Origin of the sequence: Pseudomonas sp. Bc-h (assembly GCF_002080045.1) — a bacterium.
Classification (GTDB): domain Bacteria; phylum Pseudomonadota; class Gammaproteobacteria; order Pseudomonadales; family Pseudomonadaceae; genus Aquipseudomonas.
In genome coordinates this window covers 126,863-139,892 of the sequence record NZ_MUIN01000006.1, presented here as the reverse complement: position 1 = coordinate 139,892, position 13,030 = coordinate 126,863, and the positions used below count along the sequence as shown (strand labels likewise).

Here is a 13,030-nt window from a genome sequence, read left to right as displayed (position 1 = left end):
GCAACACTTTGTAATCAACGCGCTTTCAATCGGTTCCGGATGATACCGGCCGGTACCAGAATTACGGTCAGAACAAAAGCAATCAATGCCCACTGCGCCAGCGAAAGTCCGAAAACTGGCGGATATGGCGTCTCACAGAAGCCCCCCACCTGAAAACCCAATGGGAACAGCGATGCCAGCGGCAGACCGTCGACGATGGGCTGCAGGATATCGATACCGCAACTCTCGGTCGGATGGGTCTGGATGTAGACATGACGTCCTGCTGCAACAATCCCGCCGACCGCGCTGAGGGTAACCAGCACCTCGCAGATGGTCAGGCTCAGGCGCCCCGGCATGGCGGCGCCAATGAAGGCGAAAATGGCGATGAACAGCAAGGCATAGCGCTGCAGGATGCACAGCGGGCACGGCGCCTCGCCCAGCACGACCTGCATATACAGCGCCCCGCCGATCAGCCCGAGGCAGATAATGCCCAGCAGAACCAGGAACTGCTTTTCGCGTCGCAGGTAAAACATCTCGTCAGTCATTCACATACCCTTTGAATTAGGTGTCCATCCAGATCGACAGATCTGCGTTGTTGCGTGCGCCGGCTGTCCGGAAAGCCGGCAATTCTACCATCGTCGCAGCAGCACGCCGGCGCAGATGGTGAACAGGTTGGCATTACCCGAACATTAAGCGAAACACGTAACAATCGACCGGCACCCAAACCGACCTCTTCTATATATAGAAGAGTGCGACGCTTTGCCGCAGGGACCAAACGCCGCACTCCCTCCTTATATATAGAAGCATGCGTCCATATGTCGCAGCCCACCCATCACTCCAGCGCCGAAGCCGGACCAAAAAACTCGTAACGCGCCTGACCCTCTGGAACGCCCGCTGCCTTCAGCTGGCGTTTGATGGCTGCCATGAAACCCTTCGGCCCAAGGAAGTACGCATCCACATCACGATCCTCCGGCAGCCACTGCTCCAGACGAGCCTGGTCGAGCAGGCCAACGCCATGGGCGGCAGGGCTGACACCGTCGTCTTCGCTGTACAGATAGAAGCGCTTGAGCTGCGGGTGTTTGCCCGCCAGGTCTTCGATCCAGTCGCGGAAAGCGTGCACCGAACCGTTGCGCGCACAGTGGATGAAGTGAATCGGGCGCTGAGTGCCAAGAGCCGCTTCCAGCATGGCCAGGGTCGGGGTGATGCCGACACCGCCGCTGATCAGCACCAGCGGTTTATCGCTGTGGGCCAGAGTGAATTCACCCGATGGCGTGAACAGGTTGATGCTGTCGCCTACGTTCAGTTTGTCATGCAGATAGTTCGAGGCGCGGCCGCCGGGTTCGCGCTTGACGCTGATGCGGTACTGGTTGTTGCCCGCCAACGCCGACAGCGAGTAATTGCGGCGGATTTCTTCGCCCTCGAGGAACAGCTGCATGCCAATGTACTGGCCGGCAGTGAACGCCAGAATGGGCTGCCCATCGGCAGGTTCGAAGTAAAAGGAGGTGATCTCGGCACTTTCCTGCACTTTGGCCACAACCTTGAATTCTCGAGCACCGCGCCAGCCGCCAGGGGCCGCTGCCTTCTCGTCGTAGATGGTTTTCTCTGCGCCGATCAGAATGCCAGCCAGTTGCCCGTAGGCATTGCCCCAGGCATTGATGACTTCGTCAGTCGCGATTTCAGCGCCGAGTACTTCGCGGATGGCTTCCAGCAGGCATTCGCCCACCAGCGGGTAGTGCTCAGGGAGGATTTGCAACGCGACGTGTTTGTTGATGATCTTGGCCACCAGATCGCCCAACTGTTCAAGCTGGTCGATGTGGCGGGCGTACATGAGGACGCCATTGGCCAGCGCGCGAGGCTGATCGCCGCTTGCCTGGTGCGCCTGGTTGAACAGTGGCTGGACCTGAGGATACCGGGTGAGCAATTTCTTGTAGAAATAAGTGGTCAGCGCTTCACCGCCACTTTCCAGCAAAGGCACGGTCGATTTGACGATGGCACGATCCGAAGCATTCAACATGATTGACTCCTGAGACTCGGTGAGTAAGTGATGTCTTGTATATATCAGGAAGCGTGCCAGCTATTAATTCCATTAAAATCAATGATATATACATAAATAGTCATTTTGACCAATCTTTGATTACGGTCATAAAGACACGAACAGTGTCATTTAGACTACGCCTCAGATCCGCCGGCTAACCTGACCTTCGGAGAAAGCGCTAAAGCCTGCCTGCGGGGGGTCGATAAACCGTCATCGAAAGCTGTTTGCCCGTTCAGATGCAATCAGACACCGCATCACAGAAGGTTCATATGTCCAAAAACGTCCGCGCAGATTCACTCTCGCTTCTGCTGTTCACGTTACGCAGCGGAAAGCTGATGGCGATCAACCTGCTCAAGGTCAGCGAGATCATCCCCTGCCCTCCCCTCACACGTTTGCCCGAGTCGCATCCGCACGTCAAAGGGGTCGCGACGCTGCGCGGCAACTCGCTGTCGGTGATCGACCTGAGCCGTGCCATCGGCGAGCGCCCGCTGCTTGACCCTGATGGTGGCTGCCTGATCGTCACCGACGTCAGCCGGTCCAAGCAGGGGCTGCATGTGCAAGCCGTCAGCAAGATCGTCCACTGCCTGACCACCGACATTCGCCCGCCGCCCTTCGGTTCCGGCAACAAGTCGTTCATCACCGGCGTGACGCAGGTCGAGGGCACGCTGGTTCAGGTGCTGGATATCGAAAAGGTCATCCACGGCATCGCCCCGGCGCGCATTCTCGCCGAGCCCACCGAGCTTAGCCCGGAAGAAATCGACGTGCTGACCAAGGCGCGCATTCTGGTGGTCGACGACAGCCAGGTCGCCCTGCAACAGTCGGTGATTACCCTGCGTAACCTGGGGATCGAATGCCACACCGCGCGGAGTGCGCGAGAGGCCATCGACCATCTCCTGGACCTGCAAGGCACGGCGCAGCAAATCAATGTTGTCGTGTCGGACATCGAAATGTCCGAAATGGATGGCTACGCTTTCACACGCACGCTGCGCGAAACCCCTGACTTTCAGGAGCTTTACGTGCTGTTGCACACCTCGCTGGACAGCGCGATGAACGCCGAAAAGGCCAAGGCCGCAGGTGCCAATGCCGTGTTGACCAAATTTTCCTCGCCCGAGCTGACACGATGCTTGATCGAAGCCGCACGTACGGTCGAAGCCCAAGGGATCTGAGGCCCAGCCCCTACGACGCTTCCACCGGCCACTACTGGTTGATGCGTCGCGACCTGGGCTTGCCGCGTCGCGCGGTGGTGTGGCCGCACTCATTGCATGAGGTCGAGTTCACTACGGAAAATGCGTTCGCCGTGCATCAGCTATTCATGCTCGGCACTGGCCATGGCGGGGGACGTGTAGAGGATTTCACGACCTGGCTGAACGCTTTCGAAAGCGATCCGGAATTCGATCGGCAGCTATGCACTGTCATAGCAGACCCGCTGGGCGTGGTTGCTGTCGCGCAATGCTGGACCAGTGCTTTCATCCGCAATCTGGTGGTTCACCCTCGCGCCCAGCGCCGAGGTGTAGGGCTGGCACTGCTCGACCGCGTGTTCGAAGCCTTCGCTGAACGCCGCGAAGGGCACGTCGACCTCAAAGTCATGGAATGCAATCTGACGGCGCGACACCTCTACGAACGGGCAGGCATGCAATATGTGCAGCGCTGCGAACTCGAGCCGCGCTAAGCCAGTCCAACTCGCTGTCATACCTGCCAACAAGACAACGACGGAGACGCTTATGAAAACGACCACCCTGATGCTGCTCGCCCTGACCGCAATCGCCGGCCAGGCCAGTGCATCCAGCGAAGACGCATGGAAAGCGTTCGACAAGACGCTGGTCGACAGTTGCGTTGCTGCCAGCTCACTGAAGAACGCCAAACCTGCGGGTACTTCCGCGATGTTCGACGACAGCGTCGGATATAGCGCGCTGCTGATCAAAGGCCAGTACAAACAGGCGTTCATGAAGAACAAGACCGGCACCGAGTTGTGCCTGTACGACCGTAAAAACAAGAAAGCCCTGATCACCGAGTGGGATAACGCGACGACGTTACCCAAGAAATAATTACGCTCCCGAGCCCAAGCTTCTTCCTACAGGGCCCCTCACCGCCCTCAATACGCCTGTATGGCGCATAACTTGCTGCAAATCCCCCATTTACAGTCTCCTGCCCCGCGCTGACGGATAATCAGCGCAGGATCAGGGCTTTTTTCTTTGTAAATTGGCGGCGTTTTTTTCGATGAACACTCAGTTTTCCTGCGTCGGCTGTGGCAAATGCTGCACCGATCATCACGTCCCGCTGACACTCGCGGAGGCTGCGCAGTGGGCGGCTGACGGCGGTTCGGTAGTTGTGCTGACCGAGGCATTTCTGGCCGATGGCTACGGCGTCCCCTCGGAACAACTCACCCACGCTACCCGCCGCTCACACCCGGTCATCAGCGGTTCGGCTCAAGTGTGGGTAGCAATCACCTTCGCGGCCTATAACGCCGGACGCTGCCGAAATCTTGACGCGGACAATCTCTGCCGCATCTACGAACGTCGCCCGCTGGTATGTCGGATTTATCCGATGGAGATCAATCCCCATATCCCGCTGCGCCCTGAGGCCAAAGACTGTCCCAGCGAGTCATGGACTCAAGGTCCGGATCTGATCGTCGGCGGGCAACTGGTGGATCAGCAGTTGATAGCGCTGATCGAGCAATCACGCCAGGCAGACCGCGATGACATCGCTCGCAAACAGGCGATCTGCATGGCATTGGGTATTAACACCACCGCCCTGAAGGGCAATGGCTTCGTCGCCTATTTGCCGGAGATGAACGCGTTTGCCGAAGCCGTCGCCCGGTTCAGCGACGGGGAGCTGCCGCCGGTGGCAGACGATGGCTGGAGCTTTCGCGTGGCTGGGGATCAAGCCACGCTAAGGTTGCAACACGCTGGCGCGCGGCTGGAGACAGCAGAGTCGATGAGCTATATGTTCATCCCTTTGCAAAGCGCCTGAGACTGATCGATGAAAAGCGTCGCGATTGTGCTGTTCCCCCATGTCCAGTCGCTGGATGTCGCGGGGCCGCTGGATGTATTCGCCGAGGCCAATCGCTTCGTGGCCGAGGGGGACGGCTACCGAATCACCACTATCGGCGCGGCGCCCTATCCGATCATTGCCTCCAATGGCATGCCACTCGGCGCTGAGTATGACCTGACCGACGCGCCCAGGCAGTTCGATATTCTGTTGGTGCCTGGCGGGCCTCTGTTGCCTGAGGGTCACGAGATGCCGCACATCACGGCCTGGCTGAACGAGGCCACGCCGCTGGCTGGCCGCTACGGGTCGATATGCACCGGCGCGTTCATTCTCGGTCATGCCGGTTTGCTCGATGGCAAGAGCGCCGCGACCCACTGGAGCCACGCGCAGCAGTTGGCCGACCTGTTTGCGCAGGCTCTGGTCGAGCCTGATCGGATCTACGTTCGCGATGGCAGATTGGTGACTTCAGCCGGGGTGACGGCGGGCATAGACATGGCGCTGGCGCTGGTCGCCGAGGACCATGGCCCCGCTGTTGCGCTGGCGGTCGCCAAGCGGTTGCTGGTCGTGGCGCAACGTCAGGGCGGACAGTCGCAGTTCAGCCCTTATCTCACGGCCTCGGTGGACGACGATTCGCCGGTCGCGAAAATTCAGCGTTATGTCATGGAGCACATCAGCGAGCCGTTTTCAGTGGAGCGTCTGGCTGAAGTCGTTTCCATGAGCCCGCGCAGCTTTGCCAGGGTGTTCGCTCGCGACGCCAAAGTCACGCCAGCCGAATTCGTGCAGCGCGCTCGAATCGACGCCGCCCGGCATTTGCTTGAAGGCAGCGAAATGGCGATCAAGGCCGTGGCGTATCACTGTGGTTTTGGCAGCGCAGCGCGGATGCGACTGATCTTCAGCCAGCGCCTGGGCGTAACGCCGACGCAGTATCGGGACAGTTTTCGCAAGGAGGGCTGAAAGCCCTGCTCAGCGCTTGCCCATTGAGCGACGAGTACCGGACGGCGCAGCGCCCGGGCGTTTGTCGTGATTGGACTTGCCCGGCCCCTTGTAACGAGGCTGATCCTTTTTCGCCTGTGCCAGCTCGCCCGGTTTGAACGGGAAGCGGAAAGCCGGAATGGCCGGTTTTTCTTCTGTCGGCGAAGTATTGGCATCGGCCGATTCGACGACGAGGTCAGGAGCCGGGGTGTGTTCGGGGAGGGTCATGGAAGCTCCGAATCGCGAAACGGTCGAGGGATGAGCAGGCAGTGCCCGCAGGCCGCGCAGCATACCTGAATCGCCACGCAGCCGCCTGTGGCAACCGAGCAACGGCTTACTTGTAGAACAAGTCCACCATCACCTCCGCCGAGAACGGCCCGGGCTTGGGGGATGGGGTCTGCCACACCAGCTCGGCATTGAAATCGGCGGTCGCCGAATAGGTGCCTTCCGGCAGGTCGGTGGCGTGAAAGGGTTCGTTGTAGCGAACCGGTTTGTTGGTGATCGCGTCGGTGATACGGATGCCAATGCTGTCGTTATTCACCGGCACCAGTACATCGCCGGCCAACGTCCCTGACACTGGCGTGAACCGCGCATTCAGGCTGAAAGGCGAATCGCAGGTACGGCTAGTCGCCAGCGCGAATCGCTGAAAGGCCGCCACCTCTCCGACCCGCACGTTTCTGATCGCCACATCGCCAAACTCGACCGTTTCCGGCATCACCCTCAATTCGGCATCGCAGGCCACGAAACGCAGGCCGGCAAGGTTGTTGATGACATAGTTGAGGTTGTTGTCCGGCACCGGATTCATCCCGCTGCCGCTGTCGAGTTGAAACATGCGGTAGTCGAGCAAATGGCTGGCGATACCGGACGGAGGCGTCGGCCCGTACTTTTGAATGAACACCGAAAATGGCAAGTTGAAGCTGACGGCGGGACAGGCCCTTATGCTCTGCCCCGTTTCGCTGCACCCAGGTAGCATCTGTTGCGTCGCAATTCGCCCATTGCTCTGCAGGTAATCGACGCCATTCAAGGTCAGCCCAGCGCGGATCCCCTCCCCGATCTGCAGGTTTTCAGGGTTCAGATAGAGGAACACTTCCTCGGCAGCGCCCGGCTGCTCCCTGGCGCATTCGACAGGGATGTTGAGCCGCTCGGAGCGCCAGACCACGCTGCCGTCCGGCAGAGTCGCCGGAATCGCGACACTGCTGGACAGATCGGCCCGAACCACCGTTTCGCCGGACCCCTGAGCCTTGCAGGTCATGGCCATTCCAGTGGCGGGCAGCAGAAAGGTCAGAAGAAACGTCGGACACCAGCGGGTGTAAAAGGATGTCGTCATAGTCAGCATTTCCCTATGGATGATTGAGCGCTCGGCATCCGTAGCCGTGCGTTGAATGGCGTGTTTTCCTCGACCTGCGCGCAGAAATCGCGCTGACCGCCGTAGTCCGTCAGTGCCTTGAAACTCAATTGCCCGGACCTCAAACGAGCGCCGGCACTATTGGTAAACGGCAGCAACACCTCCGCGAACGGCGCGAGCATCAGGTCCTCGCTGACTTCGACGCCACTGATTGCAATACGCTGAAGCACCACATGAAAAGGCGTCGGGTTGCGCACTTTGAGCGTTGAGCGATCGAACGCGGCCCCCTGCCAGACAAGGCTTTGCGCTGCGTCGGCAGGATCCCCGGGCAGCCCTTCAGGGCGGTAGAAAACCTTGATGCGCTGACGTACCGCAATGCTCAGTTGCTGACGGGCTTCGCTTCGACGTGGCACTTCGAGCACGTATAAATGCAGCAATGACTCCCGATCGACCGGCATGCCAACGCCCTCATACATCACCCGCAGTGCCTGTTTGCCCAACGCTGGCAGTTGCGCCAGATGCGGGGTGACCACGAACGGCAACTGGGTGGACGCGGTGTCTGGATTGCGTGCATCCGCCAACCACGCCTGAATCAGTACCTGAGCATTGCCGCGATTACTGACCTCGATCGTCGCCTCACGAAACCGGCCATCAAAGATCAAACGCGTCCCTGACAACGACACCAACGCCTGCACATCGTCGCTGAAAAACACCATGACCGCGCACAGCAAGCTCTTCCAGATCATTGGCAAATCACCCTGATTCGGTCGTACGTGCGCTGAGGATTTCTCGGTGGCAGATCGAAGCGCGCGCGGCATTGCTGATCCGACCATCTGGCGATGAGTTCGCCACGGTCCTGCTCGCTCAACACCAGTGCGCGGCTGGTGGGGTCGACCGCGGCCAGCAGCTTGCCATGCTCGTCTTCGATCATAGCCCCGAGGGGCAATCGGCTGCCGTCCGGGCGAACCAGCTCGAACTGCACCCGGCGCCCGACTGCGGTTTTAAAGCTGACCAAAGGCACCGCGCCGCGGCGCGGCACCACCTGTGTGACGGCGTTTTCCAGCTCGATATCGGCCCCCAATTGCCGCGTATCGAGGCTGACCCAGTTGGCGCGATACGGCTGGCTGTACGGCAGAATGGCGTAGCCGTTGCCGGAGGTTTGCACGTTGCGGTCGTTGGTCAGGCGGGCACCGTCGACGTCCTCGACCTGGACCAGCGCGAAAGTTTCACCCAATGGCTGACCGAAGTTCACGCCGCCTGCATGGGCCACGACCGAACCTGAGGCTCCCACGCTGACTGCGCGATAGTCGCGCCCCTGACCGTAACCGGCATCGAAGCGCCCGTAAGGGGTCGTGGTATTGAGTTTGCCGAAGCCGGCAGAACCCGAGCGGTTGTCGTGACCGGCCTGCAGCGAATAGAACGTGTTGCGGTCATCGAATACCTGACCGTTCAGGCCTGCCTGCATGTCGTAGTCCCCGGCACTGTCACGTACAGCGTTGAAAAACGCCCGCGACGCAGCAGAACTGTTGCCCAATGGCAGGCTCAACGTCAGCGCGATGCGGTTGTCGGTCTCGCTTCGCCCGTCACGCTCGAAGGTCTGATTGCGCTCTACCGAGAGGCTGTAACTGAGGCTGCGCCAGGCAGAGTTCCAGGACAGATAGAACTGCCGGGTCTTGCCGGTCATATCCCAGTAACGCTGCTCGGAGCCGGTCAGGCTCAGAGACGCTGATTGCCGGGGCAACGATTGGGTAAGGCTGAACTCGACGCGATCCTTGGCCCGTCCGAAACGTGTGGCGTCACTCGCCTGCAATTGTTCGACATGTTCATCGAAGGTGCGGTACTGGTCAGTGGAGTAGCGGTATCCGGCCACAGCCAGCGTGGTGTTGGTCAGATCAAGCGTGTTGGCATAACGCAAACGCAGGCTCTGGCCGCTGTAGGTCTGACGCCGCTGCTGGCTGACGGATTGCGTGAGATCCAGCGATACAGCGCCCAGCCCGGTGTTGATTCCAGCGCCGATATTGCCGGCCTGGAAGTCCTCGGCCACTTGCGCACCACCGGCGGCGGTCACAAGGTCTGTCAGGCCATAGATCAGTGTTGCGCTGGTGAAAGTCGGCGACTGACCGCCGTCGACATTGCTGTCGTACTGTCCCGCCGCCAGGCTGTAGCGCAACGTCCCTTTGGGGACCATGATCGGCAGCGATGCGTAGGCCTGAACGAACACCCGCTTGCGGCCATCGGCCTCGACTACGGTCACTTCCAGATCGCCATTGGACCCGCTGGGGTAGATATCGGAAATCTCGAACGGCCCGGGCGAAACGTTGCCGCTGTAGAGCATGAATCCGTTCTGGCGCACCTCGACCGTAGCATTGGTTTCGGCGATGCCGCGAATCACCGGCGCGTACACACGTTCGCTGTCCGGAAGCATTGCTTCATCGGAGGCCAGCGTCGCCCCGAGGAAACGCACACTGTCGAACACCTGCGAGTCGGTAAAGGTTTCACCCAGGGTCAACTGACTTTTCAAGGTACTGATATCGCGCTGAGCGAACGTCCGATTGCTGCGAAATCGGTAAGGCTGGGCGTCGCCGTAGATCAGCGACGCTTCGTTGCGCAAACGCCAGGCCCCGATATTCAAGCCGTTGCGCAGTCCGAGATAGTACTGGTCGCGAGACTCACGCCCTTGGGTACGGCGCGAACCGCTGAAGTTGTAATTGACGAAAGCGGCTGTTTCGCCCTCGTCCCACAGTTCGGGCGACACGTAGCCTCGAGTGCTGCGCGACATCATCGCCTGAGGGACGCTGATGTTCAGTCGCAAGCTGGCGGGCTGGTATTCGACGTGGGCAAACTCGACCTTCGCCGACAGGTCGAAACAACCGCTCGACGTAGCATCGGAGGCTTCCAACTCGCTCATGTTCACACCGAACTGGCGCAGCATATCCAGCGTCAGGCACGCTTCGACGGTGTCATTGGCAGGGTTGGCAACGAAACTGATATCACGTCGACCGCTCAAGGTCCGATTGACGTAGACATCGACACGATAAGTGCCGGGGACCACGCTGTTACCCTCCAGGAAGGTATTGAGGTCCGCGGGTTGATCGGTCCCCTGAATGAATGCAGTGTTGAATTTCACCGCACGTGGCGGGCTGTTTCCACTGTCTGATTCGGTCATGGCCATGGCGCCGGAACCGATCATCCAGGCGGTTGCGGCCGCGATAAAGGCGGGCAATGGATGACGCTTGAACGTTTTTGGGTGATCCGTCTTGCGCTTGCCCGTGCAAGGCAAGATGAATACCGAGATACATCCGTTGTTATTTTCTCGCCGTTCCATTAGCTGATTTCACTCGTATTCTGCGTGTCGATGCGCTGCCGAATCCCTTGATGCAGGCGGACGACGCTGAAGCCGGAATCAAGTCCGGCTCAAAAAGGGTCAACAGGAAAATCCCGACCAGCGCGTCAATGGCTAGTCAGGACGAGACTCGAGCTTGCGGGCTTTTGTGGTTCGATCACCAAGCACGTTGGCGCGGTAGGATTCCTGAGCGCCGAAGTCGTTGATGCTGATGAATGCCAGCTCCACAGGCCCGGCCTTGATTGTTTGCTTCAATGGCAATCGCAACCGCTGCCGGGGAGCCAGCATCCGGCTGTCTTGCTGAATCAGCACACGCCCTTGTTGCCTGACGTCGAGCTTGATCATCGACACGTGGTAGGGCCCGGGATTACTGACCTCAAGCTGGCCGTCGCGAAGCTGCCACTGCAACGCTTGCGCGGCTTCCAGAGGATTCTCGGTAAAGCCCTGGGGTCGGAAGAACAGTTTGATTCGCTGGCGAATGGCGATCTGCAGCTGGTTTTCGGTGGCCGTTTGCGGGATTTCCTGGACGTTGAGCCAGAGCACGGACTCACGATCAGCGGGCAGGCCCTCTCCCGAATAGATGATCCTGATCAGTTGTCTGGCGTTGCTCTGCATTCGTGCAAGCGCGGGGGTGATTGCAAACGGCGGAGTGTCAGACGATACATTTTCTCCGTCGGTTTCCAGCCACGACTGCGCGAGGATTTCTCCCGCTCCGGTGTTATGCACTTGCAGGCTGATCTCTTTGTCCGTTGCCGGATAGATGACACGAGTGGTGTTCAGCACAATGCCGGCTTGAGCGTGGGCGGCCAACGTCAGCGCCAGTCCCGAGCACAACCAGCGTGCCGATCGACGGATAAGATTAGAAAACATGAAGGAACCATCTTGAATTCAGAGGTAGGCAGGGCGAGCGCTCGCCCTGCCTGTTAAATCACTGATAGTCCATCACGAAGGGCAGGAAGCCATCTGCGTTACCAGGATTGGTGGTCGCGGAGTTGAGGACGTACACGGCGCCGAAGTTCAGTTCGGCAGTTTTGGCATCGCCGGTTCCCTCGAGTGCCGCGTTGATGGTTTCATTACCACTGAGATCCATCAGCTGATCGGCAGCGTTGATCAGGCCGATACCTACACCGTCCGCTGCGCCGGTAGTGCGCAGCAGTCGTTGATCGAGGTTATCCAGACCGCTACCCTGACGCGCAATGAAGCGCATGCTCACCTGACTGTATTGACTGGCACCACCGGTGCAGTTGACCAGCAACTGGATTGGCGACGCAGTTTCGAGTTTCCCCGCGGCGAAGTCGCCGATGTCCGAGAACGAGACGTTACCCAGATCGACGTTGATGTCGCCTGGATTGTTACCCGGGCTCGCGCCGGCACCGGCAGACACGTCGCAGGAAATGTCGGTGAGCGTACCGTTGAAGATCAACTTGCCGTTGTTTGCAGCGTTGGCAGTCCCCGCCAGGCCAAGACCCATTGCGGCCACGACAGCCAGAGAAAGAGAAATCTTTTTCATGTTAACGACGTTCCTTGTGTCAATTCGTGTGTGCCCAAGAGGACGGCGAGAACTATAAGTGGGACGTCGATTAACGGCTGTCAGGCTTTCTACCTTGAACGTGCAGAAACGACAGTGAGATGCGCAAGAATTTTCCGTAGGAAATGACAGAGCGATGACAGCGCCCGGAAATCACGTGGTCTGGCGGGGAGTCGCCAAAAAAAAGGTTGGGCCAACCTTTGCGGGCAAATTGTCAGAATTGATACGGGTCACCGAATCGCAGGCAGAAAAAAGCCGCCCGGGCGCAAGCAACCGGGCGGCTCTTCGTGCGCCGCACCTCGCGCGTTTGAAGTGAGTTACTGGTAAGTCAATGTCACGACACCGCCGCGCAGATCTGCGGAGATGGAAATGTGTTCGGCGTAAGCGGTAGACACTGGCACTGCGGCGCCGTCGCAAGCGTCGTCATGGTTGACCAGACCGATGCTGAGAACGGGATTGATCTTGAGTGCCTTCAGATCGTGCTGCTGAATGCCCGCCCCGATGACCTTGGCGTCGCAACCCGCGTTGACGAGGTGTCCGTGGAACATCAAGACATTCTCCTTCGCCGAGGCGGCTGATCCGCCCAGAACGCAGGCCCCGATTAATGCGATCGAAAAAAACATCGAAACAGTCTTCTTGCTTTTCATCGCCATACTCCGGAGTGAACACTCGCTTATAGAAGTTAAGTCGAGCCTGGGACAGCCGACAAGAATTCACGACAATCTCTGTAGGATTTATCCGGAGACCGAGGCATCGCGCGCCTCGAAAATCATGCCTTCCTGATTTCTATCGCCCCGTTGCGCGTTTTCTTTACGCCACTCCATCCTCCGCCCTTCCCCA

At 59.2% G+C, this 13,030-nt stretch carries 14 protein-coding genes; 5 read left to right on the top strand and 9 right to left on the bottom strand.

Annotated elements, in window-relative coordinates; all coding sequences use genetic code 11:
- Window positions 1-14: 14 nt before the first annotated feature.
- A complete protein-coding gene (locus BWR59_RS11160; RefSeq protein ID WP_081565695.1) occupies window positions 15-524 on the bottom strand; it encodes a disulfide bond formation protein B in 510 nt (169 codons plus the stop codon).
- Window positions 525-811: 287 nt separating this feature from the next.
- Window positions 812-1,993, bottom strand: a complete 1,182-nt coding sequence (hmpA, locus tag BWR59_RS11155; protein ID WP_081565694.1) for an NO-inducible flavohemoprotein — start codon at window positions 1,991-1,993, stop codon at window positions 812-814.
- Window positions 1,994-2,283: 290 nt separating this feature from the next.
- On the opposite strand from hmpA, the gene BWR59_RS11150 reads away from it, so the two are divergent.
- From BWR59_RS11150 to BWR59_RS11130, 5 genes are all read left to right on the top strand, one after another.
- Window positions 2,284-3,180, top strand: a complete 897-nt coding sequence (locus tag BWR59_RS11150; RefSeq protein ID WP_081565693.1) for a chemotaxis protein — start codon at window positions 2,284-2,286, stop codon at window positions 3,178-3,180.
- The gene (locus BWR59_RS11145; protein ID WP_230981992.1) at window positions 3,135-3,683 is read left to right on the top strand and encodes a GNAT family N-acetyltransferase; all 549 of its coding nucleotides are present in this window, start codon (window positions 3,135-3,137) and stop codon (window positions 3,681-3,683) included. Before BWR59_RS11150 ends, BWR59_RS11145 begins: the two co-directional genes overlap by 46 nt.
- 52 nt (window positions 3,684-3,735) lie before the next feature.
- The gene (locus tag BWR59_RS11140; protein WP_081565691.1) at window positions 3,736-4,059 is read left to right on the top strand and encodes a hypothetical protein; all 324 of its coding nucleotides are present in this window, start codon (window positions 3,736-3,738) and stop codon (window positions 4,057-4,059) included.
- Window positions 4,060-4,231: 172 nt separating this feature from the next.
- Window positions 4,232-4,984: a YkgJ family cysteine cluster protein gene (locus BWR59_RS11135; RefSeq protein WP_081566023.1), complete on the top strand. Its 753-nt coding sequence runs from the start codon at window positions 4,232-4,234 to the stop codon at window positions 4,982-4,984.
- 9 nt (window positions 4,985-4,993) lie between these two features.
- Window positions 4,994-5,956 carry a GlxA family transcriptional regulator gene (locus tag BWR59_RS11130; protein WP_081565690.1) on the top strand — a complete coding sequence of 321 codons (963 nt, stop codon included), beginning with the start codon at window positions 4,994-4,996 and terminating at the stop codon, window positions 5,954-5,956.
- Window positions 5,957-5,965: 9 nt separating this feature from the next.
- On the opposite strand, the gene BWR59_RS11125 is transcribed toward BWR59_RS11130, so the two are convergent.
- The 7 genes from BWR59_RS11125 to BWR59_RS11095 all read right to left on the bottom strand — a co-directional run bounded on the left by BWR59_RS11125 (window position 5,966) and on the right by BWR59_RS11095 (window position 12,837).
- Window positions 5,966-6,202, bottom strand: a complete 237-nt coding sequence (locus tag BWR59_RS11125; protein WP_081566022.1) for a hypothetical protein — start codon at window positions 6,200-6,202, stop codon at window positions 5,966-5,968.
- Window positions 6,203-6,308: 106 nt separating this feature from the next.
- The gene (locus BWR59_RS11120; RefSeq protein WP_230982001.1) at window positions 6,309-7,232 is read right to left on the bottom strand and encodes a fimbrial protein; all 924 of its coding nucleotides are present in this window, start codon (window positions 7,230-7,232) and stop codon (window positions 6,309-6,311) included.
- Between the two features lie 71 nt (window positions 7,233-7,303).
- Entirely contained in the window at window positions 7,304-8,065 is a 762-nt protein-coding gene (locus BWR59_RS11115) for a molecular chaperone (RefSeq protein WP_081565688.1), read from the bottom strand.
- Window positions 8,062-10,485: a fimbria/pilus outer membrane usher protein gene (locus BWR59_RS11110; protein ID WP_230981991.1), complete on the bottom strand. Its 2,424-nt coding sequence runs from the start codon at window positions 10,483-10,485 to the stop codon at window positions 8,062-8,064. Before BWR59_RS11110 ends, BWR59_RS11115 begins: the two co-directional genes overlap by 4 nt.
- A gap of 291 nt (window positions 10,486-10,776) precedes the next feature.
- The gene (locus tag BWR59_RS11105) at window positions 10,777-11,532 is read right to left on the bottom strand and encodes a molecular chaperone (RefSeq protein WP_081565686.1); all 756 of its coding nucleotides are present in this window, start codon (window positions 11,530-11,532) and stop codon (window positions 10,777-10,779) included.
- 58 nt (window positions 11,533-11,590) lie between these two features.
- Window positions 11,591-12,172, bottom strand: a complete 582-nt coding sequence (locus tag BWR59_RS11100; protein ID WP_081565685.1) for a fimbrial protein — start codon at window positions 12,170-12,172, stop codon at window positions 11,591-11,593.
- Window positions 12,173-12,507: 335 nt separating this feature from the next.
- Window positions 12,508-12,837, bottom strand: a complete 330-nt coding sequence (locus BWR59_RS11095) for a hypothetical protein (RefSeq protein WP_081565684.1) — start codon at window positions 12,835-12,837, stop codon at window positions 12,508-12,510.
- Between the last annotated feature and the right edge of the window lie 193 nt (window positions 12,838-13,030).

Excerpts from the sequence above, each read along its gene's own strand:
- BWR59_RS11160 (WP_081565695.1), bottom strand. The coding sequence starts at position 524 with ATGACTGACGAGATGTTTTACCTGCGACGCGAAAAGCAGTTCCTGGTT.
- hmpA (WP_081565694.1), bottom strand. The coding sequence starts at position 1,993 with ATGTTGAATGCTTCGGATCGTGCCATCGTCAAATCGACCGTGCCTTTG.
- BWR59_RS11150 (WP_081565693.1), top strand. The coding sequence starts at position 2,284 with ATGTCCAAAAACGTCCGCGCAGATTCACTCTCGCTTCTGCTGTTCACG.
- BWR59_RS11145 (WP_230981992.1), top strand. The coding sequence starts at position 3,135 with ATGCTTGATCGAAGCCGCACGTACGGTCGAAGCCCAAGGGATCTGAGG.
- BWR59_RS11140 (WP_081565691.1), top strand. The coding sequence starts at position 3,736 with ATGAAAACGACCACCCTGATGCTGCTCGCCCTGACCGCAATCGCCGGC.
- BWR59_RS11135 (WP_081566023.1), top strand. The coding sequence starts at position 4,232 with ATGAACACTCAGTTTTCCTGCGTCGGCTGTGGCAAATGCTGCACCGAT.
- BWR59_RS11130 (WP_081565690.1), top strand. The coding sequence starts at position 4,994 with ATGAAAAGCGTCGCGATTGTGCTGTTCCCCCATGTCCAGTCGCTGGAT.
- BWR59_RS11125 (WP_081566022.1), bottom strand. The coding sequence starts at position 6,202 with ATGACCCTCCCCGAACACACCCCGGCTCCTGACCTCGTCGTCGAATCG.
- BWR59_RS11120 (WP_230982001.1), bottom strand. The coding sequence starts at position 7,232 with ATGGCCATGACCTGCAAGGCTCAGGGGTCCGGCGAAACGGTGGTTCGG.
- BWR59_RS11115 (WP_081565688.1), bottom strand. The coding sequence starts at position 8,065 with ATGATCTGGAAGAGCTTGCTGTGCGCGGTCATGGTGTTTTTCAGCGAC.
- BWR59_RS11110 (WP_230981991.1), bottom strand. The coding sequence starts at position 10,485 with ATGACCGAATCAGACAGTGGAAACAGCCCGCCACGTGCGGTGAAATTC.
- BWR59_RS11105 (WP_081565686.1), bottom strand. The coding sequence starts at position 11,532 with ATGTTTTCTAATCTTATCCGTCGATCGGCACGCTGGTTGTGCTCGGGA.
- BWR59_RS11100 (WP_081565685.1), bottom strand. The coding sequence starts at position 12,172 with ATGAAAAAGATTTCTCTTTCTCTGGCTGTCGTGGCCGCAATGGGTCTT.
- BWR59_RS11095 (WP_081565684.1), bottom strand. The coding sequence starts at position 12,837 with ATGAAAAGCAAGAAGACTGTTTCGATGTTTTTTTCGATCGCATTAATC.